Genomic DNA, 23719 nt, shown 5'->3' with positions numbered 1-23719 from the left:
CTATCACTCTCTCAGTGAGAGGGGAGCGAGCGTCGCGAACAGAGCCTCCTCCGTTCGCACGACCTCGCTTCCCTGATCCGGAACCGTGTTTAGCCAGAGGTCGAACCCCGGATCAGCGGTGGGTTCGACTCCGTCGTCAGCTGCGTCCTCGGTGGACGACTGAACGTCTGCCTCGTCGCTCGAGGAGACGGCCGACGCCTCGATTCCGAGGATATCCGGCAGCCCTCTCTCGGGCGCGCCGAACGCGATGGTCATCCCATCTCGCTCGGTGCGTCCGGCCAGCGTCTCGAGCCGCCCGACGGTGAGTTGCTCACCGAATCGGGAGGCCGCGATACAGACGCCGGCGTCCTCACGGCCGAGTGCTGCGGAGAGGTCCGCGCGCTCGACTGACAGCCCCGGAAGGGGCTCGTCAGTGAGCTTCGCCCGGACCGGTCGTCGCGAAGAGATCCTGACGGTCACGCGCTCCCCCTCTGTGACCTCCATCGATGGAGGCACGTTGAGTGAGATCGGGTGTTGCAAGCCGCAATTGACCCGGACGCGCCCTTCAGGTCCGACCTCGGTCACGATCCCTTGTCTTGACGACCCCGAACCGTTCGATTCGGAGCCGGTCTGTGACACCGCACGGAGCGGCGGCAAGATGCCCACATACTCCAGTTCGTCCCGCATGCCCCACGCCTCGTTTCGGAGGTATGGCGGCGTTGCGGCGTACCGCAAGACGGTGTGTACGAACCCGCCGTCGAATCGTCCTGTTTCGCCGTCCCGATCTGGGTAGACGAGCAGGCGATCGGCCCGGAAGATGGTCGCCGCGCGGGCGATGTATCCGAGTTTGCGAGTTGCCTCGCGTTTGTCCTCGGCTTCGCGGGTGAGTGACGACGGAACGAGTATGCTGACGGTCATGCCGAAACGCTTCGGCGCCGCGTCACTAGACTGTAGCGTTTTGTTGCGCTCAAGGTCTTAAAAGGATAGCGGATTCGATTGCGACTGTGACGCTCTCACAGCCCCGAATTCGTGGTGAACGGACACATACTCACTCGAGATGATAACTATAACACGGGGTTCGACGAGTGTCCGGGAATCCGGCGGGAAATCGACTCGAGAACCGACAGCCTACGGAGTGGCTGCCGACCGTGTGCCGCTCTGCCGAACCTGAAACGATTCGCAACCCTTATACATCCTTCCCGAAGTAGAATAAAGTGCAACAGGGCGCTGGTAGTGTAGTGGTATCACGTGACCTTGCCATGGTCACAACCTGGGTTCAAATCCCAGCCAGCGCATTTCTGTCGCGAACAAACTCGTGAGCGACAGAAATCCCAGCCAGTGCACTTTTTTACATTCAATTCCTCGAGCGAGCCGTGCGTCGATCCTACAACGTCGCGAAACCGCTCGTCCTCGAGTACGATGAGCGTAGACGGCGACGCTATTTGTCACTCGAGTCACTGTCCCGGCGAGAAACCAGTACCGAAATGAGTGTGTCGTGATAGGTGACTGATGCCGTCGCCGAGTGGCTTTTATACTGGGGTTTGCTACGGACGACTGGACGATCGGACGCCAGATCAAGCAATGCACACGGAACTACCCACCGCTGACGATGCGAACGGCCTCCAGTACGACCAGCCCAACGACCGCTACGTGTTCCATCACGATCCGGAGAGCACGGCCACGATAACGACGACGATCGTACACGCGCTCGCACAGATCGCAGATACGGACGTCTCTCAGGGAGAGTTCTCCCTCTACGACAGCGTCGATCCCGACGCACTCGATCGGCTCTTTCGGACGAAAGCCGACGGCACCGAACGTTCGGGCGGCCACGTCGCGTTCACCGCGCTCGAGCACGAAGTCTACGTCTACGCGAACGGTGACGTCATCATCTATCCGCCGTCCGAAGTCGACACTCCCGGCCGTCCGAAGTAATCGCGTTGGTGTCCACTGACGCTCCCCGATCACTGTGAGTTTTCGTTGATTTTGGTCCGACTCCTGTTGTCCCGACGTCGAGTCCTATCGAGCGTTCGCACTCCCGTTTCGTTTTGAGTGTGCCAGTCGTCGCATGAGATGGGTTTAGGAGCCACCATCACGTGGGTCCGGGCATGACGGTAATCGGATTACTGAGCGTCGCACCGGTAACTGAAGAGAGCATGTCCGGCGAGATCGCGAAGGCAGTCGACGCGCTCGAGGCGTACGACGTCGAGTACGAGACGAACCCGATGGGGACGGTGATCGAAGCCGAGAGTACCGACGAACTGTTTTCGGCCGCGCAGGCGGCACACGATGCGGTGGATCACGACCGCGTGAGTACCGTGTTGAAGATCGACGACAAACGGACGCAAGACACGACTGCGGCGGAGAAGGTTGAGTCGGTCGAGGAGCACCTCGGTCGGTCGGCGACGAGTGCGGACGAGTAAGTACCCCCGTTGTTCTCTACGTGCGGCGGCAACGAACGACGGATTACGATGAGCGACGAGAAATTGCGACGAGCGGCGAGAAAAACTGACGAAAAGCGAGTTAGGCCGGAACGACTTTGACCGGCCGATCGGTGTCGAGGATGACCGATTGGGCGACGCTACCGAAGAGAACCTTACCCACCGGCGACTGTCGGCGTGCACCGATGACGATTTCGTCGACGTCGAATTGGTTCGCGACGTCCACGATCGCGGCCGCCGGATTTCCCGTCGCGGAGTGAACGCTTACGTCGACGTCCGCGGCTGCGAGTTCCTCGGCAGCCATCGAAACCGTCTCGACGAGTTCCTCGAGTGCGTCGTCGTCGAGATCGCGTCGGATCTCGCCGATCTCCACGTCGTCGTCGCTGTCGGCGAATTCGAGTTCCTTACGGACGTGAAGGAGTTCGACGGCGAACCCCTCGCTCGCGTTCGCGAGGTCGATAACGGACTCGAGTTGTGCGTTCACGCGCGCCTCGTGGCCGTCGATCGGAACGAGTACTGTGTACATGCGAGAAAGAACAACGTACTCACATATCAAACCATACCATCGATCCCACCGCCAAACATCGTCGAACGAAACGTCTACCCTGCCAGAGAGGCTACGACCGATATGGATCAAACGACACTCCACGTCACTGGTATGGCCTGTGATGGCTGTGAAGCGACCGTCACCGACGCACTCGAGTCCCTCGAGGGCGTCTCGTCGGCGACGGCAGACCACGAAGCGGAGACGGTACGCGTCGAGCACGACGGGACGACGGTGGACGAAGCGTCGATCACCAACACGATCGACGACGCTGGGTACGACGTCGAGTAACGCCCGTCGTCGCTAGGGCGCGATAGTCGAACTGCAAACTGTTTTAGGCTACAGCATGAACCTGTGGGCATGGAAAGTCTCAACCGGATGGCGATCGAGTTGGTCGACGAGGCCCTCGAGTACGCCGAGGAGCTGAATATTGGCGGCTACGATCTCGCGAACGACGCGACGGTCCTCGACTTCGGCCTCGAGTTCGACGGCGGAATCGAAGCAGGCCTGTTGCTCACGGAGATTCAAACGGCGGGGATGGCGACGCCGAGTCACCACCTCGAGGAGATCGGCGGCGCACCGATTCCACACATCGAACTCTCGACGGATCAACCGGCGTTGTCGTTGCTCGGCTCGCAGAAGGCGGGTTGGGAGCTGACGACGGAAGACTTCGAGGGACTGGGAAGCGGCCCAGCGCGTGCGCTCGTTGCCGAAGAAGACGAGTTTCGCCAGATCGGCTACACCGACGCGTTCGACCTGACGGCGCTCGCCGTCGAGACGGATCAGGATCCGACCGCGGCCGCGGCCGAGCAGGTTGCAGAACTGGCCGAGGTCGAGGCGAGCAGCGTCTTCTTGCTCGCCTATCCAACCGCGAGTTTAGTCGGCAGCGTCACCAACGCCGCTCGAGCGGCGGAACTCGCGACGTTCAGGCTCTCGGAACTCGGGTACGATCCGCTGGACATCGTCTCAGCGACGGGTCGAGCGCCGGTTGCACCAGTCGGAGCGGACGAACCGACGGCGATCGCTCGCACGAACGATGCCATCGCCTACGGCGGGACGGCGCACCTCACCGTGCGCGAGGATGCGGACGTCTTCGATTCGGTTCCGTCGACTGCGGCAGACGGACACGGTCGCCCGTTCGGCGAGATATTCGACGACCTCGAGTGGGAGTTCTCGGAGGTGCCTGCGGATCTCTTCGCGCCCGCGAAGGTCACTATTGACGTCATCGGCGGACCGACGTACGTCCACGGCGAAACTGACGAAGGCATTCTCGTCGAGTCCTTCGGCCTGTAAATCAACTTCTACTCGTGCAGTTCAAACCAATCCCCGAACCGCCGTCCGATCTCGCGTCCGTCGAGTCGATTCTCGAGGCCGTGCCGGAGACGGCGGGGGCCGTCGACGACTGCTGTGCCCACCTCGTCGACGAAACGCGACTCGAGACGCGCGCGGACGCCGAGGCGTGGCTCGCGTTCTTGCGGGCGCTCGAATTGGCTCGGGAGGAGTCGGCGGGCTATCGCCGGGCGGAAGACGCGGCCGACCGAATCGCCCGGTTTGGAGCGGGGACCGATTCGTTGCAGGAATCGTTCACGGCGCGTGTGTACGCCGCGGAAACCGTTCTCGAGGCGCTCGAAGGTGCCGACGAACCCCGGAGCGTCGAAGCGATTTTCGATGACGTTCGCGGCGAGATTCCAGCATTAAAGCGGGCGGAAACGGACGGCGACCTCGAGTCACACTGGCTCGAGCGAACGCGGCGGCTCCTCGAGTGGGCCGCGCTGTTGGACCTCGTCCAGCGGACGGCGGACGGACGATACCTGCGTTCGTCGGGGTAGCGAGGCGGGAGCGCGTATCGGTGTTAGCGAGAGTGTCGGACGGCCGATTGCAGTGCGACTGACACTCGAGAAACGGGTCGTTGCCACTCGATCGGCCGATTTTTGAGTGGGTAGTTCGACGTGAATTGCAATGACCGACCGCGCGATCAACTTTCAGAATATCGTCGCGTCGATCCGTGACAGCGCCGATGGCGTCGACAATGAGACAAACGCACCGTCCGCGACGATCGCCACAGCCACCGGGACGGGAGTCGTCGAGACGTGTAAGGAACTCTTCAGTGCGCTCGAGGACGCTCCTGACCGACAATCCTGTGAGTTCTACATGAGCATCCACACGCGTCGCGAACTCGAGCGCGGACTGGTCGAGACCGGACCGGCCGCGGCGTCGATGGATTTCCTCGATCGGCAGATCCGAACCGACGTTTCGATGCCGGACGAGACGGTGTTATTCATGCAACCGGATGCGGTCACGCTCGGCGGGACGATCACCGGACAGTCGACGATCGGCGTGGGAACGATCTCGAGCGAGCGAACCGAGTAGTCGATACGGTCGGTCTCGGAACCGATCAATACGGCAACCGATCAATCAGTGAGCTGGATGGACGTCGGTCACCGTTCCGACGCCTTTACTGCGGCCCTCGCGGAAGACGAACTTCTGGCCTTCTTCGACGAGATACGGGCGGAACTTGAACCGGACGGTGGTTTCGCCAGTATCGCCCGGGAGGAGCCGTCCGTCCTCGGGGTGGAACGCGGCGGCTTCGCCGATGGTCTCGAGGTGGACGACGGGTTCGTAGCCGTCGCCGATCCGAGTCGGGTGGTTGAGCACCATCACTTCCGCGTCGAACTCCCGCACGGGGGTTGGATCTGCGCTCCGCGGGAGAAGGGCCATCCCGCGCTCGATGGCGCTCTCTTTGACTCCTTTCAGAGCGATTCCGACGATACGGCCGGCCTGAGCCGTATCGACGCGGTGGTAGTGCATCTCGATCGATCGAACTTCGACCTCCTGAAACCGGCCGTCGGGCATCGGGCCGAGCAGGAGTTCGTCACCGGCCTCGACCTCGCCGGCCATGACGGTGCCGGAGGCGACGGCTCCAACGCCGGTCACGGAGTAGCTTCGGTCGACGTACATTCGGAACTCGCCCGTGTCCTGTGAGGTCTTCGGCAGGCGATCGAACAGTTCGTCGAGCGTCTCGAGGCCGTCCATCGTGATGGCGCTCGTCTCGACGATGGGGACGACGCGTTCGCTGATCTCGTCGACGGCCGCGTCGACGCCGTGGCGAGAGACGCGCAGCGGCGATTTGTCGACGTCGCGGAGCAGTCGCTCGACCTCGCGTTCGACCTCCTCGACGCGTTCGTCGTCGACGGCGTCCGTTTTCGTGATCGCGACGATGGTCGGGAGGTCCGTCGCGAGCAGGACGCCCAGGTGCTCGCGTGTGGTTCGCGTCGGGCCGTCGTCCGCGGCGACGACGAGGAGCCCGTAGTCGAGTTTCTGCCCGACGAGGCCGCGAATCGTCGTGCGGAGCCACGGCTCGTGGCCGACGGTGTCGACGAACGAGACGAGTCGCTCAGCCTCTTCGACGACGGCCGCGCGGTCTGCCTTCCGGTTCGGATTACGGACTCGAACCGGACCGTCGTCGTCGAAGCCGTAGACGGCGTAAGAGAGGTCTGCCGAGAGACCTCGTTCGACCTCGTGGGGCTGGACGTCGAGGAACGAGCGCGTCGCACCGTTGCCGTCGTCGGCGTTGCCGGTCACGAGCGAGCCGACGAGCGTACTCTTGCCGTGGTCGACGTGGCCCGCCGTCCCGACGACGACGTGCTCGTCGTCGGTCTCGAGGACGCTCCCCTCCTGAATCGTCGCGAGACCGACGAGGCCGCGGTCGGACGCCGTCGACGACCGGTCCCCGTCGGACTCGTTCGCGTCCGAACCACCGTTGATTCCCCACGTTTGTACGTCGTCGATGTGGGCGTCGGCTTCCTCGGCCAGCAGCGAGAGCACGTCCATCGTCTCGGAGAACGTGTCGGGGTCGATGCCGGCGAGCCCGCCGTCGTCGGTGACACCGACCGCGTACGTCGCCTCGCCGTCGCCAGAAAGGAGTCGATGACGCAGTTGTGCGGCCAGGCTCTCCCGGCGTCCACCCTCGAGGTGGACATCACGTGATAGTCGTTCCTTGAATTCGACGTTGCCACCGTCCTGTTCACCACGGTCCAGGGCTCGCTCGAGGAGAGCCCGGTCACGGCTCATGTAGCCCGGTAGCTGCCCACATGGCAAAAGCCTTCCCGTACATTGCTAACATTGTACACGGCCAAAGGGTGTCGGTGGAAAACACTGTACACGACTGAGTTGCATCGATGGAATACGGAACCGGGTCTGCGAACGGCAGTTGAGGGTTCCGACACCGGTTTCAAGTCACTCGAGCGCCGAGTATCTCTATGAGCGTGAGCGGTCTCTGTCAGATCTGTGAGTCCAAACCGGCCCAACACCAGTGTGCGAACTGTGGGACGCTCGCGTGTACCGATCACTACGAGCGAGACGCCCAGCTGTGCGTCCAGTGTGCGACGCAAGCAAACCCGAGTCGTCAGTCGGACGACGTGGACGTAAATCGGTTCTGAACGCCGATGACCACGTTTCGCGACCGCCTCGGTGAGACGCTCGCGATCGGCGAGCGCGTCCGTGTCACCCTCGAGAAAGGAGACGACGGCACGCTCGTCGCTGCACACCCGAACGACTCGAGTCCACTCGATATCGCCGTCGTCGAGGGGGTGGCAGTACTCGAGGAGGAACCGCCAACGCAGCCAGTCGAGGTCGAACTCCTCCCGCGGACCGTCGACGGGCGCATCGCCGCTCGGGTAGTGGATTCTGGTCAGTACGGATAGTGGATGCTGGTCAGTACGGATAGTAGATGCGCGTCAGTCCCGGTACTGATTCAGTCGCGATTTCAACCGCTTGGCGGCCTGGCCGCTCGCACTGGCGAAGCGTTCGCCATCGTGCTCTCCGGCGAAGATGATCCCCCGCGAGGAGTTGACCAGTCCGACGCCGTTCGCGAGACCGTACTCGACCGCCGCTTCGGCGTCTCCGCCCTGTGCGCCCACGCCGGGGACGAGGAACGGCAGATCCGGAACCTGCTCGCGGAGGTCCTCGAGTTCGTCTTCGTTCGTCGCGCCGACGACGAGTCCGACGTTGTCGTGTTCGTTCCAGAGATCTGCGAGCGCGGCGACGCGCTCGTACAGTCGCTCGCCGGTCTCGAGTTCGAGGTCCTGGAAGTCGGCCCCGCCGGGATTGGACGTTCGACAGAGGACGAAGACGCCCGCTTCCTCGTCGGCAAGAAACGGTTGAAGGGAGTCTCGACCCATGTAGGGGTTGACCGTAATCGCATCGACGCGCTCGAGAATCTGGGCGTACTGGCGGGTCGTGTTACCGATATCGGCCCGTTTAGCGTCTAAGAGGACGGGAACACCCTTCCCGTGGGCGTACGCGATGGTTTCCTCGAGGGCTGCCCAGCCGTCGGGGTCTTCGTAGAAGGCGGCGTTCGGTTTGTAGACGGCGGCGTGTTCGTGCGTCGCGTCGATGATCCGTCGGTTGAACGCCCACCGCGGGAGGTCGTACTCCCCTAAGTGGTCGGGAATCCGCGATGGATCGGGATCGAGGCCGACGCTGACGACGCTGTCGACCGTCCGAATGCGGTCGTGCAGGCGATCGAAGAAGTTCATGGCTGGGAGTGTGTGGGGGGCAATCGAAAAGGTTGCTATCCCGTAGAGTCGATCCGCTGGTAGTCGGCAGACGCGCCATTTCAGACGGCTGCCGAAGTGTATGGTTTCTCACAGGACACTGATAGTCATCACCTTCGGATCGTCGTACTTCCAAATATTTTAGACATCAAGTACTTCGGTAGTATACCCGTGGACAACAGTATGGCAACACGAACACCCGACACCTCCACCTCCCGTCTCGGTCAACTTCGGAACCGTATTCGCTCCACGTTCTTCGAGAGCGAAGAGACGCCAGCAGACGATGCCGTCGACCGAAAAATGCCAAGCCCCCACTCGAGTCCGGACCCCAATGCACCGGGGAACCTCTTTCAGTGCTCGACGTGTGAAACGGTCTACATCGACTCCGAGAAAAGCCACTGTTCGTCGTGTGAGACCACGGTCGAAGAAGTTCGGTCGAAACTCGAGTCGACACCGCCACAGCTGTAACTCGTCTCCGTTCCCCGTCGTGGATCAGATTTCTCAGGGACACCATAGCGGCGAACGGTCAGTTCGCTATGTGTGTCACTCACTTGGTATCGCCCTCGTTTTCTCAGGATTCGAGAATTTCGATCAGATTACCCTCGGGGTCGCGAAGGAAGAGAATCGACGTGCCACTCTCCGTCGTCCGTGGCTCGCTGAGCGTCTCAACGTCGTCGGGGAGTCCGTTCGCGAACGCTTCGAGGTCTGGAACGTCGAGCCCGACGTGGGCCACACCGGGCTGGTTGAGTCCGCCTGCGGGTGTCGCTCGTGCAGCCGGATCGTACTCGACGAGTTCGAGACGAATCCCGTCGGCCTCGAGGTGGACGAACTCGCCGCGTGCGTCCCCAACGCCGACGGCGTCGGAAAACGCCTCCCCGCCGACGCGAAAGCGGTCGGCGACGGAGAGGTCGAGGACGTCCCGATAAAACGGTAGTATCTCCTCGAGATCGCGAACGGTAACTCCGACGTGGTGGGCGCTGAGTGACGTCATCGAGTGAATCCTCTGACCCCGCGGAAAAAACGCTTCCGGCTCCATTCGTGCTCGACTCGAGCGTCTGTCGACAGGTGATACCACTCGACACGGGAGTGGACGGGCTATTGTGACGAAAAATCCCCCTCCTGTGACACTGTAGACCGGCCAAATCAGCCAAGGCGAGAATACGGACGGAGAGGCGCTTTACCTAGCTGTTAGGTGACTGTTTCACCAGTGAAACTGTTGCTAAACCCTCGGAGAGGGCCGCCTAGGGGGCAATTTCGGGCGATGCTGGCGGTGCTAGCGCTGTCAGCGTGAAAGCGGCACTTGTCCAAATATTACTTATCAGCGTTCCCGCGCCATAGTCGCGTATTCGAATGACACGGAATGCAGCGGCCGACCAGACGGACGGGGAGTCGGGTCGAAACCGGATGGACGCCTTGCTCATCGGAATCGACGCCGGTTGCCTCTCGGTATTCGACCGGCTGGCGGACGAAAACGTGATTCCGAACCTCGAGTCGCTTCTCGAGGGGGGCGTGAGCGGCGAACTCGAGTCACAGATTCCGCCGTGGACGCCGAGCGCCTGGCCCTCCATGTTCACCGGCGTCAATCCCGGGAAGCACGGCGTCTACGGATTCACCGGCTTCGACGGGTACGACTTCCACGTCGTGAAAGGCGACGACGTTCGCGCACATCGACTCTGGACGCTGCTCGATCACCACGACCGCTCGAGCGTCGTCGTCAACGTCCCGGTGACGCACCCGCCGGACGAAATCGACGGTGCGATCATCCCCGGGTTCATCGGCCCGGAAGATCCGCCGTGTCACCCAACGGGAATCCTCGACGACGTTCGCGAGGAGATCGGTGAGTACCGCGTTTACCCCGAATACGCGAGGGGCGACGATTCGCTGTCGCCCACTGAAAAGATGGACGAGTACTGCTCGCTCGTTTCGATGCGGGGGCAAGCGTTCGAGTATCTCAGCGATCGGTTCGAGCCGGATTTCGGCTTTTTGCAGTTCCAAAAGACCGACACCGTCTTCCACGAGTTCGAAGGCGAGTGGGAGAAGGTCAAACGGGTCTACGCCGAGACGGACAAACAGATCGGCGAGGTCCTCGAGTCCTGTAACCCGCGACAGGTGTTCATCGCGAGCGATCACGGTATCGGCCGCTACGAGAAGCCGGAATTTCGCGTCAACACCTTCCTCGAGAACGCCGGCTACGTCGAGACGACCCTCGGCGGGAAGGGGATGCCGACGTGGAACGTCATGCGAGACGACCTTCGCGAGGGCGAGCAAGCCGACGAGTGGGAACCGGGGACCGTCGAACGCCTCGCCGCAGGGTTGGCGAGCCTCGGCATGACGACCCACCGAATCGGTCGGGTCCTCGAGCGACTCGGACTCGCCGAATTCGCGAAGGAGCACGCGCCCGACGGCGTCGTCCGAACTGGAAACGAACAGGTCGACTTCCCGAACTCGAAGGCCTACGTCCGTGCGCGAACCGAACTCGGCGTGCGGATGAACGTCGAGGGTCGCGACCCCGAGGGAGTAGTCCCACGGGAGGAGTACGACGACGTCCGCGCGGCACTCATCCGCGAACTCGAGTCGGCGGAGGCACCCGACGGCGAGCCGGTGTTCCAGGAAGTCGCACCGCGAGAGGCGTACTTCGAGGGGCCCTACACCGACCGCGCGGTCGATATCGTGACGGTTCCGAACGACTTCCAGCACTTCCTCTCCGCGGAACCCGCTGAGGGATACTTCGACGAGACGACGGAGCCCTGGAACCACAAACTCGAGGGCGTCTTCGCCGCGAGCGGGGAGGGAATCGACGCCTCGGAGTCGGTCGAGGGCGCACACCTCTTCGACGTCGCGCCGACGATTCTCTCCGCCCTCGGCGTTCCCTACAGTGATCGGATGGACGGACGCGTGCTCCCGATCGTCGAGGAATCCGAACCGATGTCCTATCCGGCGTACCACGGGGAGGCGGCAGACGCCGTCGATTCGGGAGTCGAACAGCGACTCGAGGATCTCGGGTATGTTCAGTAATCGTGCAGACAGCGACGGCCAGTCCGCTTCGACGACCCGGCAGCAACCCACACCGAGTGATTTGACGAATCCATGAGCTACCACCTCGCGTTCAAGCCAGCGATCGACCTCTACGGACAGCACGACCCGAGTGCGGCGTTGTTCGACGACGGCGAACTCGTCTTCGCCGTCGAAGAAGAGCGCCTCACTCGAGAGAAGCACGCGGTCGACACCTTTCCGGAGCGAGCGATTCGCGCCTGCCTCGAGTACGAGGGAATCGGCCTCACTGACGTCGAAAAAATCGTCTTGCCATACGATCCGTCCCTTCGGTCGAACATCCTCGGCCACTATCTGAAGAACACCAGACAGCTCGACAGCACGCTCCGGAAGGTTTCACACCTTCAGAACGTCGCCAGAGATCAGTTCATGGCGCGGTTCATGCCGACACGGATCGTCGAATCCCGCCTCGAGCGGATCGACACACCCGTGCCACCCATCGAGTGTCGATCCCACCACGAGTGTCACGCCGTGACCGCGTTTCATCCCTCGACGTTCGAGGAGGCGCTGGTCGTCACCATCGACGCGAAAGGGGAGTACGAGTCGACCGTCGTCTGGCACGCGACGCCCGGCGGACTCGAGCGCGTCCGGACGTACGAACACCCCAATAGCTGGGGGCTGTTCTACGCCGCCGTCACGAACTACCTCGGCTATCGGATGTACAACGGCGAGGGAAAAGTGATGGGCCTCGCCCCCTACGGCGAGGACAATCCCGCGATCGAACGACGGCTTCGAGAGGCGATCGAGACCGGCGTCGACTACGACGTCACGTCGCTCACCGGTCGGTGGGGGACCGAACACGGCGTCGACACGCTCGAGGAACTCCTGGGTCGGCCACCCTCGGAGCCGACGGGCGAGTTCGACCAGTTCGAGAAGGACCTCGCACACACCGCCCAGAAACTCCTCGAGGAGTCCGTCGCGGAGTTAGTCGAGACGTACGCCCGACGCCTCGGCACGTCGAACGTGGGGCTCGCGGGTGGCGTCGTCCTCAACTGCAAATTGAACAAAGCCGTCAGGGAACTCCCCGCGGTCGACGACGTGTTCGTCCAGCCGGTCGCACACGACGCGGGACTCGCTTTGGGCGGCGGCTGGATCGACCAGCGGCCGGCCGACGTCGAGCCGATGACGACCGCCTACTGGGGCCCCGAGTACGACAGCGACGAAATCCGCACGCTCCTCGAGACGAACAAAGTCGCGTACTCCGAACCGAACGATCTGGAGCGACAGGTGGCGGAGCTGATCGCCGACGGTGCGCTCGTCGGCTGGTTCCAGGGGCGCGCGGAGTTGGGGCCGCGCGCACTCGGCAATCGGAGTATTCTCGCGGACCCCAGAACGGAGGCCTCGCGCGATCGAGTGAACCGATTCGTGAAACACCGAGAGGAGTGGCGGCCGTTCGCACCCTCGATGCACGAATCGGCGGCCGAAACCTACCTCGAGAACGCGACGGAGAGCCCGTTCATGATCGACACGTTCGACGTGAGCCAGGAACACCGAGACGACCTCGAAGCGATCGTCCACCCCGCAGACGACACGACTCGTCCGCAGACCGTTCGCGAGGAGCAAAACCCGCGCTACTACCGGCTACTCGAGGAGTTCGAGAACGTGACGGGAGTGCCCGTCCTCCTCAACACGTCGTTCAACGACAACGGCGAACCCATCGTCAACACGCCCACCGAGGCGCTCAAGGACTTCTACGGCATGGGACTCGACGTGCTCGTTCTCGAGGACTGTCTCGTCACGAAACCCGCCTCGAGCAACACGCCGCCGGCGAGGGCCGGGGAAACGGTGCTCGCGGACGACTAGTGCGATTCGGATTCCGTTCGTCGCGCGTGTCCCACACCGTAGCATTATTTCCGCGGGGGTCGACCGACCGGTATGACTCGCGTCGCACTCATCGCCCACGACGAGCCGAAGCCGGAACTCGTCGCGTTCGCCCGAAGCCACGAGGAGCAGTTGTCCGACTACGAACTGGTCGCGACCGGGACGACCGGCAAACGACTCATGGAGGAGACCGGCCTCGAGGTCGAACGCAAAGAGTCGGGACCCCTCGGGGGCGACATGATGATCGGCGCGGAGGTTGCAGAAGGGCGACTCGACGGAATCATTTTTCTTCGCGATCCGTTGCGCGCCCAGCCACACGAGCCCGATATCTCGGCGTTGTTGCGAATCTGTGACGTTCACAACATCCCGCTGGCGACGAACCGCTCGTCCGCCGAATTTCTGATCGAGGGGTTTGCAGATTGATGGTTTTCCCGCTGGTGGGCCCGCTTCGACGACACGCGAAGGATCGCCGAAGTCGACATCGAGCACGTCCGTGCGGGGCAGTTCCACGATCAGCTTAGGCGGCGTCCAGTCATCGACAGTGCTGTGACGCCTCCAACGATTGGGGGCGTACGCAGCCAGTCGACGAAAGACCGAGAAGAGTTCGGCTGCTATCGGTCAGCACTGACAGGGTGCTCAGTCCGCGAGCCGTTCGGCGACCGCTTCCCGAACTGATCTGCTGGTCTCGTACGGACCGCGGATCATGACGACGTTGTCTTCGGCGCGTCGTTCGATCTGCTCGGCGATCGAACCGAAGAGGATCTTCGAAACCGCGCTCTGCTCCGACACGCCAGCGGAAACCGTGTCGTACTCCTCGATATTCTCGAGGATCGCGGACTGGACGTCGTCCGCGACGATCACGCTGGGCTCGTAGGTTCCGGGCTCGAGTCCAGCTTCATCGGCGACGCTCTCGATCATCGATTCGCCCGCTTCGATCGGGTCGATATCGGCGTCGTCGGTCGGCTGTTGAACGTTCAGTAGCGTCGGCTTCGCGTCCGAGAGCGTCGCGAACTCGGCCGCGCGACGGGCGGCGACCGGCGCGTGCGGTCCGGGGCCGGCCAGTGCAACGGGTGAACCGATCTCTTCGCGCTCGAGATTCACGACGGAGACTTCACAGGGTGCACGTTCCAACACGGGATCGACGGTCGAGCCGAATACCTTCTCTCGGTTTCGGTGCTCACCGCGCCAGCCGAGGACGACGTGATCCGCGTTCTCCTCGTCCAGTACCGTGAGGATCGTCTTTCCGATGTCGCGTCCGACGATCGCACGCGTTCGCACGTCGACTTCGAGGTCGGCGGCGGCTTCGCGGGCGCTCTCGAGTAACTCCCGCTGGATCTCGATCCGTTCCTGTTCGAACTGAACGTTCTGCTCGAGGGACGTCTGATTGGGTACTTTGATGACGTTGACGGCCACGATTTTCGGATCGTCGCCACCAGCGTGTGTGCGGGCGTTGACGGCGGCGAGACGGAGCAAGTCCTTCTGTGTCTCGGGGTTCGCGATCGGAACGACCACGGTGTAGCCGTCGTCTGACTCGTCCGATACCACCGGTTCACCGACGATCGCGTCGCCCATGAGGCTCTCGTCGACGTCGCGACGGCGAACGTAGCCGAGATACCACATGGCACCTACTGCGATGATCCCACAGCCGATGACGATGACGACGGTGTCCATCTGCGTGATGATGGTCACCGAGAGCACGACGCCGACGAACGGGACCGCCGGATAGAGCGGGCCCGGTACCTCGAACTTCGGCTCGTATTCGTCGGGATCGGCTCGTCGGATCACGACGAGAGAGACGTGGACGAGCGCGTACGCGATCAGGAAGCTGAAACTCGCAACTTCCGCGAGGAGTTCGATAATCGCGCCGACCTGGAGCCCGGCAGCGATGAGCAACGCCGTGACGGCCCCGGTCGCGACGACCGCTCGATGAGGCGTCCGAAACTGGCTGTGCGTCGTGTTTAGCCAGTCGTTCATCAGGTTGTCTCTCCCCATCGCGAAGACGACGCGTGCGGCCGCGAGGATCGACGAATTCGAACTCGAGATGGCCGCGAGGACGGCCGCGGCGACGATCCCGACGACGCCCGTCGTCCCCATCGACACTGCTGCGACGTCCGAGACCGGAACGAGCGAGCCACCCAACTCGTCGAACGGAACGATCCCGGTGCTGACGATCATGACGATCATGTAGAGAATCGTCACGAGCACGACCGAGAGGATCATCGTCAGCGGAATGTTCCGACCAGGGTTCTCCACTTCTTCTGCCACGGTGGCGATGATTTCGAATCCGAGGAACGTGACGAAGACGAGCCCCGTCGTGGCGATGATTCCGCTCGGTCCCGTCGGGGCGAAGGGCTCGAGGTTCGCGGTGTCGATGTAGAAGAAGCCGACGCCGAGGTAGACGACGATGACGGCGGCCTCGGCGCCGATCATGACGTTCTGAAACGTGCTAGATTCCTCGGTTCCGTAGTAGTTGACGCCGACGAGAAACCCGAGGCCGAGTAATCCGAGCAAGATCACGAACACGCGACCATCGAACAACGGGACGGGTTCGACGAGGTACTGGCCGAAACCGATCATGTAGAACGCGCTTGCGAACATCAACCCGGTCCACATCCCCCAACCGACGATGCTCCCGAAAAAGCTCCCGAGCGCGCGGTTGACGTAGTGGTAGCTCCCCCCGGCGATCGGCATCCCGGTCGCCAACTCCGAGAGCGAAATGGCCGCGAGCAGTGCGGCGACTCCCGCGATCGCGAACGAGAGTGAACTCGCCGGCCCGGCGCCCTCGGCCGCGATTCCGGGGAGGATGAAAATTCCGGCACCGATCATCGTCCCCCCACCCATCGTCATCGCCTCCACGAAGCCGAGATTCCGAGCGAGTTCGCCGTCCTCACCGCTCACGAGAGACCCACCCAATTGATCGCACCACCGAAGCAGGACCGACAGTTACCATTCTGGCACCTGGATACGCACTCGGTCGGAAAAGGCGTCAGCCTTGCAGTAAAAACACCCAGGCGAACGCTCGAGAGATTCCGCGACGAGCGTCGGCGAGCGCAGAAGACAACGTATAAAAACGGGATGCGCAAAGAATCAATCGAACTGACTTCCTGATGAGCGAAATCGCTCTCGCTGCCGACTTTGCCATCATCATCGTTGCAGCCACGGCGGTCGGTCTGCTCGCCCGCCAGACGGGCCAGCCGACGATCATCGCCTACATTCTGACGGGGCTGATTCTCGGGCCGGTGATGTTCGACATCGTCTCCGAGGGCGAACTCGTCGAGAGCATGGCCGAACTCGGCCTCGGATTCTTGCTCTTCTTACTCGGGATGAAGATGCGCTTCGACGACATCCGGGAGATCCTCCGCCCGATCGTCAACATCGCCATCTGGCAGACGGTCCTTCAGACGGCGCTCGCGCTCGCCGTCGCGTGGGCGCTCGGCTTCGATCCGACCGAAATCGTCATCATCGCGCTCGCGACCGTCTTCGGGGCGACGCCGATCATCGTCAAGATCCTCACCGACAAGAACGAGATTACCTCCCTGCCCGGCAAGATCGACGTCGGCGTGCTCATCGTCCAGGACATCTACCTGGTCGTCGTCCTCGCCTTGCTCGGCGCGGACGAACTCGGCAGCGCAAGCGAGATCGCGACGACGCTCGGCGTCATCGCCGTCATGATGACGTTCATCGGGCTCTTCTCCATTGCCTCCTCGAGGTACTTACTCCCCGGTCTCTTCAGGCGAATCGCGGACAACAAGGACGTCTTCCTCGTCGTCGCCATCGCCTGGGCGTTCTTCTTCATCGCCATTTCGGAGTACTTCGACCTCTCGCTCGAGGTCGGCGCCTTCCTCGCGGGCATCAGCGTCGCGCAGTTGCCCTACAGCAAGGAACTCGAGGATCGAATCACGCCGATTACGGACTTCTTCATCCTGATCTTCTTCGTCAGCATCGGTTTACAACTGGCCGCCGACGACTTGCTCGCCTACTGGCTCGAGGCGATCGTCGCGTCGGTCGTGTTGATGGTCGGCAACTTCTGGATCATGTTCTACCTGATCGATCGAGAGGACTTCAGCGTCGAAACGTCGTTCCTCGGCGCAATCAACATGGTGCAAGTCAGCGAGTTCTCGCTGGTGGTCGGCGCGCTCGCGGTCCAACAGGAGTACATCGGCACGGACGTGCTCGGCTATCTCAGCCTGATGGCGCTACTGACGATGAGCGTCTCGACGTACATCATCAACTACAATCACACCATCTACGGTCGCGTCCAGCCGTGGTTCAGCCGCTTCGAATCCGAAGGCAAAGGCGACGTCGACCTCGAGGAGTACGACGACCACGCGATCGCGATCGGGTACGACGAGATTACGGAGCGCGTCTTGCCCATCCTCGAGGACGAGTACGGCGAGGTGGTTATCATCGACCGACAGACGGACCACATCGAAGCACTCGAGGACGAGGGTCGCTACGAGTACATCTACGGCGACTTCCGCCACGGCGAGATCCGCAAGGCGGCGAACCTGAAGAACGCGTCGTTCGTCCTGAGTTCGACCGTCCAACCGGACGTCAATCGCGCGCTGCTCGAGGAGATCGACGAGGACGCAATCGCCTTCGTCGAGGCCGAGCGAATCGACGACGCCCGCGACCTCTACGACCGCGGTGCGGATTACGTCATCATGAGTACACACCTGACTGCCGAGAAACTCGGCGAGTACCTCGAGCGCTACGTCACCGACCGCGACGCGTTCCACGAATCGATCGAACGGGATATCGAGCAGATCCGCGACCGCGGGGACGACCGAGGACGCAGATCCGAGGAGCGACCGACCGGAGCCAGAGGTGACGACGATGACTGAACTGATCACGACGCTCGCGATCGTCTTCGTGACCGCAGGGATCTTCTTGCTGATCGCCAATCAGCTATCGCTCTCGCCGATCCCGTTCTACCTCCTCGCGGGGGTGGTCGCCGGCCTCGCGATCGAGGAGACGCAGTTGCTCGAACTCGCGCAGTGGGGGATCGCCTTCCTCGTGTTCACCTTCGGCTTCCGAACCGATTTCTCGAGCATCAAATCGGTTCTCAGAGACGCCGAAACGGCCGCGTTTACCCAACTGCTGGTCGTCGGTCCGATCGCAATCGGCGTCGCGTACCTTCTCTTTGGCTTTAGCATCGAGAACGCCGTCTACTTCGCCATCGCGGCGACGCTGAGTTCGACCATCGTCGGCGCGCGCGAACTCGAGCGAGAGATTCGAAGTAATCTCGTCCACGGCCGACTCGCCTCGTCAGTGCACTTCTTCGACGATCTCCTCGCGATTGGACTGATCCTCGTCCTGACCGCGGATCAGTACACCTCGACGCAGGTCACCTCCCAGATCGGCTACGGCGTGATCCTCCTCCTCGGCGCGTTGCTCGTCTACCGACACGGCTTCCCGCTGGTCGCTCGACTCGCCGGCGACTCGGACGAACTGCTGATGATGGCGAGCATTTCGATACTCATCGCGTTTCTCGCGGGAGCCGAGTACGCCGGCGTTTCGATCGTCGTCGGCGCGTTCGCCGCCGGAATCGCGATTCGAAGCGACGAAGTCTCGTCACTCGGCGTCCAAAACGGCATCGCGTCGATCCGAGACTTCTTCGTCGCCATTTTCTTCGTCACACTCGGCGCGTTGGTCTCGATCTCGAGTCTCACCGTCTTCCCCGTCGCCCTCGCTCTCGTCACGCTCGTCCTCTTCGTCAATCCGCTCGTGCTCATGCTCTCGTTCGTCTACGAGGGCTACGACGCCAGAACCGCGTTCCTCTCGAGTGCGAGTCTCAATCAGGTCAGCGAACTGTCGCTCGTCATCGCGATTCAGGCGTACTTGTTCGAGACCATCTCGCAGACGTTGTTCGAGGCGATCATCCTGGCGGCAGCCCTCACGATGATTCTGACGTCAGTCGCCAGACGGTACGAAGAGCCGGTTTATCACGAGATCGTCGAACGAGTCGTCGCCAGCCGACAGACGAACAAAATCGACGAGCGGAGTCACGTTTCGGATGACCTCGACGATCACGTGATTATCGTCGGCTACGGCCGACAGGGCCGTCGTCTCGTCGAAACCTGTGAACGGCTCGAGCGCGAGTACGTCGTCGTCGACAACGATCCCGCGGTCTGGGACGACATCCGGACGGAGTGTCAAAATTACGTCTTCGGTGACGTGATCTCGACGTATCCGTGGACGAAGGCAGCGGTAACGGACGCTTCCCTTATCGTCTCGACGGTCGATCACCGTCCCGTCACCGAGGCCGTCCTCGAGGTCGAAACCGACGCCGACGTCATCGTTCGCACCGAAACGTCTGCAGCCGCAGCGGAGTTCCTCGAGCAGGGAGCGACGTACGTCAGCGTGCCGAACGTGATGGCTTCGGATCGACTGATCGAGACCGTCGAAACGGCGATCAGCGAGGGTGGTGACGAGGTGACGTTCCGAGAGGATCACCTCGAGACACTCGACACGCTCGAGCGATACGGATTCGCCACGAGAAACGAGCGGCTGTGAGGACCGATTCAACGGATCGTCGCGAGGAGAGCCTTACCCGGCGATTGTGAACGCGCCGGTGTTGTCGGTTCCTCGAGTCTCGAGGCGGTCCGAGATGCCACCCGAGCCCAGCGTCACAAGTGGTGGTGAGGAACGTCGGGCTGGTTCTCTATCTCTTGGAGCTGTTCCGAGCGGAGTTCTGCGGGTGACACGTCGTCGTCTAACAGGGCGCGTATCTGGTGGGTCAGTTGCTTCCCGGCGAGTAGATTCGGAACGCTGACGTACAACGCGCCGTCGTCGAGTAAGTCGAACGCCGTCGGCTGATCACTCGCTTGCAAGATGACGTCACTCTGGGATCCGAACGACAGAACGCGCCTGGAAACTGGCTCGGAGTCGACCGTCGAGACGACGAGTTTTGCGTCCTTCACGTTCGCTTTCTCCCACGTGTAGCGTTCCATCGCGTCGCCGAAGACGAACGCGTCGCACTCCTCGGTGACGAGTTCCCTGCGGAGCGGATCGTTCTCGACGACCACGTACGGTTGCTCGAGGGCTTCACAGGTTTCGACCAGCTTTCGGCCGTGTCGGCCGTAGCCGACGATGACGACGTGATCGAAGAGGTGAGCGGAGACGTCGCTCCACTCGTCTATTTTTCCGTGTCGTCCGGTTATCACGCCCCGGTCGGCGAGGCTCCGATAGATCCGCTCGTCGTAGCGCTGCGTGAGACTCGAGGTCACCATCGTCACCGCGGCCGCGAGGATGATCGCGTCGAACACCGACTGGGTCAGGAGTCCGAGCAAGAGCGCTTCGATCGCGATGATGAGCGCGAACTCGCTGACCTGGTCGCTGCTGAAGCTGGCCAGCGTCGCCGAACGAGCTTCGTACCCGCGATAGATCAGGATGATCGTTGTGACCGCTGGCTTGACTACTGTCGTCAAGAAGACGAGTCCAGCCACGAGGACCAACTTCTCGACGGACTCGCTCCAGCCGAGTTCGACGAAGGGAAGGACGACGAGCGCGCCGATCGTCAGGAAGAAAATCGCGACGAAGAAGTCCTTGATCGACGCGAGGCCGTTGAACAGCCCGAGGTGCTCGACGGGGTCGTGTCGGACCGCGAGTCCGGCGGCGAACGCGCCGACGGCGAGCGAGATGCCAGCGAACTCCGCCGCGCCGACGAACACCGCGAGCAGCGAGACGACGCCGAGGATCATGAGTTCGTCCGAGTCGCCGGCCAATCGGCCGATCACGTCGAACAGGTATCGGTTAACGAGGACGGCACCGACGAGCAACGCGAAACCGTACCCCACGAGCGTCGCGATCGGACCGACGGCAAGCGTCCCGGCGCTCAACCCGAGGACGAGAAGAATCGCCAGCAAGTCCTGAGAGAAGTGGATCGATCTGGCCAGTCGACCGCGAACCAGGTTCATTTCGATCTCGGTCTGTAACAGCGCGGTTCCGACGAGCGTCGACGAGAGCGCCGCGGCCACGCCGAGGAAGAGCGCCTCTTCGGGCGGGACGCCGAGGATCACCCCGAACCCGACCCCCAGCGAGCCGACGACGAGAATCTGCGCGAGCGCGGCGAGTTCGCTGTCGACGAGAACCGTCCGCACTGCGGAGATATCGATTTCGACGCCGAAGGAGAACACGAGCAGCGCGATCCCGTACTGCGCGAGCTCGAGCGTGAGCGCTTCGTCGATCCCGAAGGCGTCGAATCCGAAGCCGGTGACGATCCCCGCGAGCACCAACAGCGGGACGGTCGGCAGGTCGTACCGATCGGCGACCAGCAAGAACGGCCCCGCCACGATGAACATGATCGAGACCGCGGTGAGCAAGTCACTCATCGAGACCACCTCCGAGTCGTTCGTACGTGTTCGGGAACGGCTCGGAACTCTCGAGCAGTTCGACGTCGTCGTCGATCTCTTCGTCTAATCGCTCGTCTTCCTCGAGATACGCCCGGAGGTAGTCGGCGAGTCGATCGCCTGCGAGATAGGGGGTCATGATGACACAGTGTGCACCTCTGTCGTAGAGATCGCGTGCGTGCTCGATCCGGTCCGCACCGGCGAAGACGGTCGTGTCGTCGCCGGTTTCTCGGAGCAACGCCTTGTTTAGCGCGGGTTCGACCGAGGAGGAGAGGGCGAAATCAGCCTTCTTCACGGCCACGTCCTTCCGGATCGTCGCGTTACGGAAGTCGCCGTACACTGTGTCGTACCCCTCCTCTTCGAGGGTCCCGATGTGCTCGACAGTCCGGTCGACGACGACCACGTCCTCGTAGCGGTCTGCGAGCAGGGGGAGGACGTTTCGTGTCACGTCGTCGTAGCCGATGACGACCGCATGATCGTGATAGTCTTGCTTCCCGCCCCCGAAGTCGCCGTCGCTCGTCACCCGAGAGATGGTCGGTTCGAACCGCTCGAACAGGGCGTGGCTGTACTCGATAAAGTACACCGAGACGGCCATCGTGAAGATGGCGAGGAGCGTCATGAACCCGAGAATATCGGCGTCGACGAACCCGCCCTCGAATGCGACGGCGGTCACGATGATGCCGAACTCGCTGACCTGAATCATGGTGAGACTCCCGAGAAACGTCGTTTCGGAGCCGAATCCCTGCCAATCGATCAGGGCGAAGAAAATGAGGAACTTCACCGGCATCAAGATCAGCGCCGCGATGATCGCCTCCTGCGTGTACGCGAAGAGTTGACTGGCCTCGAGGTCGAGTGCAACCGAGACGAAAAACACCATGACGAACAGGTCGGTTAGCGGGTTGACGCGGTCCTGTAACTGCTTGCTGTAGGGAAGTTGGGCAATGGCGACCCCGGCCATGAACGCGCCCATCTCGATCGAGAGGTACGCCTCGATACCCAAGGGCTCGAGAAAGAGGTTGATGTTGTCGGAGACGAAGACGAACAGGAACACCCACGAAATGGCGATCAGAAAGAACACCTCTTTGTTGTCGGAGATTCGTCGGAAAACGGCCGGCAGGACGGTCCAGGAGGAAACGAGCGCCGCGATCGTGACCAGCGCGACGAGAACGAGCACGACCGCCAGCGTCGTTGCGACCTCGGTGACACTCTCTGGTTGTCCGGCCGCCAGCACGGCCAGAATAATGACGACGACGACGTCCTGGACGAGCAACACGCCGACGTCTAACTTGCCGTGAAGCGAAGTCGCCTCGTCCTTGTCCGTGAGCATTTTGATGACGACCGCGGTCGAACTGTACATCACGGCGAGCCCGATGAGGAACGCCTCGAGGGGGGCGAATCCGAGCGCTATCGAGACGCCCGCACCGGCCAGAAAGACGGCGACCATCTGCGGGATCGAAATTTTAACGATCGGTGCGAGAACGTGTCGAATCTCCTCGATTCGCATCTTGATCCCGAGTAAGAACAACAAGAACGCGAGGCCGAGTTCAGACAGCAACTCTGTCAGTTCGCTGACCTCGACGATCCCGAGCGCCGCCGGGCCGATGACGACGCCGGCGAGAATGTAGGCGATGATCGTCGGCTGTCCCGTCTGCTTGGCTAAAAAACCGGCAAACGTTGCACTCAAGAGAATAACGGCGAAATCGACGGAGAGTGCACTCTCGAGTACCATTTCGTTCTGACGATTCGGATAGACGGAATTAACGATGTCGATACCGTCTGTCAGAACCTCGAGTCTAGCGGGATCTCGAGATTACGTGCACCGAAACCGTCTGGTGAGACAGTCGACACTGATCGCGAATTCTCACCGGACGGCGAACGGATTTCTAACACGGCTCGGACGAGGAGATTCACTGCTCGCGTAAGTGATGGCGTGCGTGCTGCTCGGCCCGGAAGGGATACGTTCAACCTGCTGGAGTT

At 62.1% G+C, this 23719-nt stretch carries 22 protein-coding genes and 1 tRNA gene; 15 read left to right on the top strand and 8 right to left on the bottom strand.

Features of this window, described 5'->3' with window-relative positions; genetic code table 11:
• Positions 1-3 precede the first annotated feature (3 nt).
• Complete coding sequence (locus BB347_RS06530; protein WP_076582131.1) at positions 4-897, bottom strand: putative RNA uridine N3 methyltransferase; 894 nt, start codon at positions 895-897, stop codon at positions 4-6.
• 306 nt (positions 898-1203) lie between these two features.
• Here BB347_RS06530 and BB347_RS06525 point away from each other — a divergent pair.
• The 3 genes from BB347_RS06525 (at position 1204) to BB347_RS06515 (ending at position 2402) form a co-directional block, all read left to right on the top strand.
• Positions 1204-1274 (top strand) — tRNA-Gly (locus BB347_RS06525).
• Between the two features lie 286 nt (positions 1275-1560).
• Positions 1561-1914 carry a HalOD1 output domain-containing protein gene (locus BB347_RS06520; protein WP_076582129.1) on the top strand — a complete coding sequence of 118 codons (354 nt, stop codon included), beginning with the start codon at positions 1561-1563 and terminating at the stop codon, positions 1912-1914.
• A gap of 173 nt (positions 1915-2087) precedes the next feature.
• Positions 2088-2402, top strand: a complete 315-nt coding sequence (locus BB347_RS06515; RefSeq protein ID WP_076582127.1) for an MTH1187 family thiamine-binding protein — start codon at positions 2088-2090, stop codon at positions 2400-2402.
• A gap of 100 nt (positions 2403-2502) precedes the next feature.
• Here BB347_RS06515 and BB347_RS06510 read toward each other — a convergent pair whose 3' ends face one another.
• Complete coding sequence (locus BB347_RS06510) at positions 2503-2946, bottom strand: universal stress protein (protein ID WP_076582126.1); 444 nt, start codon at positions 2944-2946, stop codon at positions 2503-2505.
• Positions 2947-3048: 102 nt separating this feature from the next.
• Here BB347_RS06510 and BB347_RS06505 point away from each other — a divergent pair, with 102 nt between their 5' ends.
• The 4 genes from BB347_RS06505 to BB347_RS06490 all read left to right on the top strand — a co-directional run bounded on the left by BB347_RS06505 (position 3049) and on the right by BB347_RS06490 (position 5334).
• Positions 3049-3255: a heavy-metal-associated domain-containing protein gene (locus tag BB347_RS06505; RefSeq protein ID WP_076582124.1), complete on the top strand. Its 207-nt coding sequence runs from the start codon at positions 3049-3051 to the stop codon at positions 3253-3255.
• Positions 3256-3324: 69 nt separating this feature from the next.
• Positions 3325-4257 (top strand): methenyltetrahydromethanopterin cyclohydrolase, encoded by a 933-nt coding sequence (gene mch, locus BB347_RS06500; protein ID WP_076582504.1) that lies wholly within the window; start codon positions 3325-3327, stop codon positions 4255-4257.
• A 14-nt stretch (positions 4258-4271) separates the two neighbouring features.
• On the top strand, positions 4272-4793 hold the full coding sequence (locus BB347_RS06495; protein WP_076582123.1) for a hypothetical protein: 522 nt from the start codon (positions 4272-4274) through the stop codon (positions 4791-4793).
• Between the two features lie 130 nt (positions 4794-4923).
• On the top strand, positions 4924-5334 hold the full coding sequence (locus tag BB347_RS06490) for a hypothetical protein (RefSeq protein ID WP_076582121.1): 411 nt from the start codon (positions 4924-4926) through the stop codon (positions 5332-5334).
• 45 nt (positions 5335-5379) lie between these two features.
• Here BB347_RS06490 and BB347_RS06485 read toward each other — a convergent pair whose 3' ends face one another.
• Positions 5380-7035 (bottom strand): GTPBP1 family GTP-binding protein, encoded by a 1656-nt coding sequence (locus tag BB347_RS06485; RefSeq protein ID WP_076582119.1) that lies wholly within the window; start codon positions 7033-7035, stop codon positions 5380-5382.
• A gap of 188 nt (positions 7036-7223) precedes the next feature.
• Between BB347_RS06485 and BB347_RS06480 the strand changes: the two genes are divergently transcribed.
• Together BB347_RS06480 and BB347_RS06475 are read left to right on the top strand one after the other, a co-directional pair.
• On the top strand, positions 7224-7403 hold the full coding sequence (locus BB347_RS06480; RefSeq protein ID WP_076582117.1) for a hypothetical protein: 180 nt from the start codon (positions 7224-7226) through the stop codon (positions 7401-7403).
• A 6-nt stretch (positions 7404-7409) separates the two neighbouring features.
• The gene (locus BB347_RS06475) at positions 7410-7667 is read left to right on the top strand and encodes a hypothetical protein (protein WP_076582116.1); all 258 of its coding nucleotides are present in this window, start codon (positions 7410-7412) and stop codon (positions 7665-7667) included.
• Between the two features lie 33 nt (positions 7668-7700).
• Here BB347_RS06475 and pyrF read toward each other — a convergent pair whose 3' ends face one another.
• Positions 7701-8501 carry an orotidine-5'-phosphate decarboxylase gene (gene pyrF / locus BB347_RS06470; protein WP_076582114.1) on the bottom strand — a complete coding sequence of 267 codons (801 nt, stop codon included), beginning with the start codon at positions 8499-8501 and terminating at the stop codon, positions 7701-7703.
• Positions 8502-8702: 201 nt separating this feature from the next.
• Between pyrF and BB347_RS06465 the strand changes: the two genes are divergently transcribed.
• Positions 8703-8987, top strand: a complete 285-nt coding sequence (locus BB347_RS06465; RefSeq protein WP_076582112.1) for a hypothetical protein — start codon at positions 8703-8705, stop codon at positions 8985-8987.
• A gap of 103 nt (positions 8988-9090) precedes the next feature.
• Here the strand turns inward: BB347_RS06465 and BB347_RS06460 are convergent, their stop codons facing one another.
• The gene (locus BB347_RS06460; protein WP_076582502.1) at positions 9091-9510 is read right to left on the bottom strand and encodes a VOC family protein; all 420 of its coding nucleotides are present in this window, start codon (positions 9508-9510) and stop codon (positions 9091-9093) included.
• 359 nt (positions 9511-9869) lie between these two features.
• Between BB347_RS06460 and BB347_RS06455 the strand changes: the two genes are divergently transcribed.
• The 3 genes from BB347_RS06455 to BB347_RS06445 all read left to right on the top strand — a co-directional run bounded on the left by BB347_RS06455 (position 9870) and on the right by BB347_RS06445 (position 13814).
• Positions 9870-11534, top strand: a complete 1665-nt coding sequence (locus tag BB347_RS06455) for an alkaline phosphatase family protein (RefSeq protein ID WP_076582111.1) — start codon at positions 9870-9872, stop codon at positions 11532-11534.
• A gap of 72 nt (positions 11535-11606) precedes the next feature.
• Positions 11607-13373: a carbamoyltransferase family protein gene (locus tag BB347_RS06450; RefSeq protein ID WP_076582109.1), complete on the top strand. Its 1767-nt coding sequence runs from the start codon at positions 11607-11609 to the stop codon at positions 13371-13373.
• Between the two features lie 72 nt (positions 13374-13445).
• Entirely contained in the window at positions 13446-13814 is a 369-nt protein-coding gene (locus BB347_RS06445; protein WP_076582108.1) for a methylglyoxal synthase, read from the top strand.
• A gap of 213 nt (positions 13815-14027) precedes the next feature.
• Here BB347_RS06445 and BB347_RS06440 read toward each other — a convergent pair whose 3' ends face one another.
• Complete coding sequence (locus BB347_RS06440) at positions 14028-16289, bottom strand: amino acid permease (RefSeq protein ID WP_076582106.1); 2262 nt, start codon at positions 16287-16289, stop codon at positions 14028-14030.
• 209 nt (positions 16290-16498) lie between these two features.
• On the opposite strand from BB347_RS06440, the gene BB347_RS06435 reads away from it, so the two are divergent.
• Together BB347_RS06435 and BB347_RS06430 are read left to right on the top strand one after the other, a co-directional pair.
• Complete coding sequence (locus BB347_RS06435; protein WP_076582105.1) at positions 16499-18235, top strand: cation:proton antiporter; 1737 nt, start codon at positions 16499-16501, stop codon at positions 18233-18235.
• The gene (locus BB347_RS06430; protein ID WP_076582501.1) at positions 18228-19907 is read left to right on the top strand and encodes a cation:proton antiporter; all 1680 of its coding nucleotides are present in this window, start codon (positions 18228-18230) and stop codon (positions 19905-19907) included. Before BB347_RS06435 ends, BB347_RS06430 begins: the two co-directional genes overlap by 8 nt.
• Before the next feature lie 113 nt (positions 19908-20020).
• Here BB347_RS06430 and BB347_RS06425 read toward each other — a convergent pair whose 3' ends face one another.
• Both BB347_RS06425 and BB347_RS06420 read right to left on the bottom strand, forming a co-directional pair.
• The gene (locus BB347_RS06425; RefSeq protein WP_076582103.1) at positions 20021-21724 is read right to left on the bottom strand and encodes a cation:proton antiporter; all 1704 of its coding nucleotides are present in this window, start codon (positions 21722-21724) and stop codon (positions 20021-20023) included.
• Positions 21717-23471, bottom strand: a complete 1755-nt coding sequence (locus tag BB347_RS06420) for a cation:proton antiporter (protein WP_076582101.1) — start codon at positions 23469-23471, stop codon at positions 21717-21719. The genes BB347_RS06425 and BB347_RS06420 overlap by 8 nt, the downstream gene beginning before the upstream one ends.
• Between the last annotated feature and the right edge of the window lie 248 nt (positions 23472-23719).

It is taken from the genome of Natronorubrum daqingense (genome assembly GCF_001971705.1).
GTDB classification, from domain to species: Archaea; Halobacteriota; Halobacteria; order Halobacteriales; family Natrialbaceae; genus Natronorubrum; species Natronorubrum daqingense.
The sequence above is the reverse complement of the archived record's forward strand: the minus strand, read 5'-3'. Positions and strand labels throughout refer to the sequence as shown.